Below are 2449 nucleotides of genomic sequence, written 5' to 3'. Positions count from 1 at the left end.
GCGGACCACCGCCCACTCGCCGCCCGGGAGCGCCACGACGGGGTGGGGCTCGCGCCCGCCGCCGGCCCACCCCGCGGCGGCAACGGGAGTCCCGTGGAGCCCCAGCAGGGCGGCGTGCGCCCCATACCCGCGGCGGACCAGCATCCGCGTCGTTCCCTCCGAGACGGCGGAGTAGCCGGCGAGGAGCGGGTGGGCGGAGAAGCGGTGGAGGTCCATCCCGGCAAGCTGCGGGGCGGCGGCGGCGCTGTCAAACCGCGCCGGGGGCGCCGGTTGTCGTACGCGGAGCGACGTGCTATATTCTCGTGCTGTCCCCGAAATGCGGGGGCGGCACTTTTTTGTCCCTGCTCCGCGCTCACCGGCGCGGGGCCTCATGTCCAAAGGATCGGTGACATTGAGAGACTACGAGATCGTGTACATCTTTCACCCGTCGCTCGAAGAGGACGGCGTGAACGACAGGCTCACCCGTTTCCACGCCCTGGTCGCGGGCGAGGACGGCGGCGAGATCACCGCCGTCGACCACTGGGGGCGCCGCCAGCTCGCCTATCCCATCGAGGACCAGACGAGCGGCTACTACGTCGTGACCCACTTCAACACCGACGGCAACCGTCTCCCCGAGTTCGAGCGCATCCTGACGCTCGACGAGGAGCTGCTGCGGTACCTGATCGTCGTCAACGAGGGCGACCTCGCCACCACCCCCGTCCCGCCCCAGCCCAAGCGCGAGGAAGACGAGGAAGGCGACGAGGCGGAGGAGGAGTAAACCATGCGTCCACAGAGAAAGACCTGCTCCATCTGCGAGTCCGGCGTCCGCACCCTGGACTACAAGGACGAGCGCACCCTGTCCCGCTTCATCACCGAGCGCGGCAAGATCCTTCCCCGCCGCATCAGCGGGACCTGCGCGCGCCACCAGCGCCAGGTGGGCACCGCGATCAAGCGCGCGCGGTACCTGGCCCTGCTTCCGTACATCGCGGGGCACGAGGGCTGAGTGGGCCCGCAGGAGGAGTCCGGCCGGGGACGGTGGGGGACCGCGGCAGCGCTTACCGTCGCCGCGATGCTCTTTCCCGTCCTCGCCTGGCCCTTCCTGCTCGCCGCCGCGCTCTCCGTGCTCCTGATCGCTCTGCCGCCGCGGCGCCCCGCGACCGTGGCGCTGGGCCTGGCGGGGCTGGCGCTGGCGGCGCTCGGCGTCCCCGGAGCGGGGATCGCCGGCTCCGTCACCCTCGCATGGACGCTCGTCGCGGTCGGGGCGTTCGTGCTGGCGGGGCTCGCCCTCCCGGGGTGGCCCTTCTTTCCCCGCGCCCTGGCGGCCGTCGCCTCCGCGGCGGCGGTCGTGGGGGCGTGGCTGGGCGCCACTGGGGCGTGGCGTCGCTACGACGCCGCGGTGCGGGACGGAATCCGTGAGGTCAGCGCGGAGCTCGGCGCCCGCCTGACCGCGCAGGCGCCCGCCGGGGCCGAGTGGGGCGAGGCGCTCGCCGGGGCCGTCAGGACGGCGGGCGAGGCGCAGTGGACGGTGTTCCCGGCCCTGGCCGCCCTGCAGACGCTCGCCACGCTGGCGCTGGCGTGGTGGATCTTCGTCCGGTTCGCTCCGCAGGGGGAGCGGTGGGGCCGGCTCGGCCCGCTCCGGGAGTTCCGCTTCAGCGACCACCTGGTGTGGGTCGCCGTGGCGGGGCTCCTCCTCCTGGTGCTCCCGCTGGGAGCGGCGGGGATGCGGGCCGGGGCCAACGCGCTGGTCTTCATGGGCGGGCTCTACGCGCTCCGCGGGCTCGGCGTCTTCCTGCACGCGACCCGGGTGTCCCCGGTGTTCGTGGGGCTGGCGATCGGGCTCTTCGCGCTCACGCCCGTCGCGCAGATGGTCCTCGTCGCCGCGCTCCTGGTCGGCCTCGGGGACACCTGGCTGGATCTTCGGAAGCGCGGGGCCCAGGCCTCCCGCGCCTGACCGTTTGCTTATCCCAAGGAGTCGTCCATCATGCAGGTCATCCTCAGAGAGCGGCTGGAGAACCTCGGCAACGCCGGGGAGGTCGTGGAAGTGAAGCCGGGCTACGCCCGCAACTACCTGATCCCGCAGGGGCTCGCCTACGAGGCGAACGCCTCCAACGTGCGCCAGATCGAGCGGGAGAAGGCGCAGCGCGACGCGCAGGAAGCGGAGACCCTTTCGGGGGCCCGCGCCTTCGCCGCGAAGCTGGAGGGGGTCTCCCTCACCTTCAACGCGCGCGCGGGGCAGGAAGGGAAGCTGTTCGGCTCCATCACCAGCGGCGACATCGTCGAGAAGCTGGCGGAGATGGGGCTCGAGGTGGACCGCCGGCAGATCGAGCTGGAGGAGCCCATCAAGGCGCTCGGGGTCTTCACCGTCCCCATCCGCCTGCACTCGCAGGTGCACCCGGAGATCAAGGTCTGGGTCATCCAGGAGGGGTGAGCCTGGCCGCCGCGGCGGCCAGGCGAGGCGTGGGGGGGGGGG

5 protein-coding genes are annotated in these 2449 nt (G+C 72.6%); 4 read left to right on the top strand and 1 reads right to left on the bottom strand.

The annotated features are described in order from the left end of the window. A partial coding sequence (locus tag VGR37_24930; protein ID HEV2150666.1) for a hypothetical protein occupies window positions 1–216 on the bottom strand: 216 nt, incomplete at its 3' end. Between the two features lie 169 nt (window positions 217–385). On the opposite strand from VGR37_24930, the gene rpsF reads away from it, so the two are divergent. The 4 genes from rpsF to rplI are packed head-to-tail and all read left to right on the top strand — an operon-like array spanning window position 386 to window position 2407. Continuing rightward, window positions 386–757, top strand: coding sequence for a 30S ribosomal protein S6 (gene rpsF / locus VGR37_24925; GenBank protein HEV2150665.1), 372 nt, complete (start codon window positions 386–388; stop codon window positions 755–757). A gap of 3 nt (window positions 758–760) precedes the next feature. Beyond that, a complete protein-coding gene (gene rpsR / locus VGR37_24920) occupies window positions 761–982 on the top strand; it encodes a 30S ribosomal protein S18 (GenBank protein ID HEV2150664.1) in 222 nt (73 codons plus the stop codon). Beyond that, a complete protein-coding gene (locus tag VGR37_24915; GenBank protein ID HEV2150663.1) occupies window positions 983–1930 on the top strand; it encodes a DUF2232 domain-containing protein in 948 nt (315 codons plus the stop codon). 30 nt (window positions 1931–1960) lie between these two features. Next, window positions 1961–2407, top strand: a complete 447-nt coding sequence (gene rplI / locus VGR37_24910) for a 50S ribosomal protein L9 (protein HEV2150662.1) — start codon at window positions 1961–1963, stop codon at window positions 2405–2407. The last annotated feature ends 42 nt before the right edge of the window (window positions 2408–2449 follow it).

Source organism: Longimicrobiaceae bacterium, from assembly GCA_035936415.1.
Lineage (GTDB): Bacteria > Gemmatimonadota > Gemmatimonadetes > Longimicrobiales > Longimicrobiaceae > JAFAYN01.
This window is presented reverse-complemented; position numbering and strand designations above follow the sequence as displayed.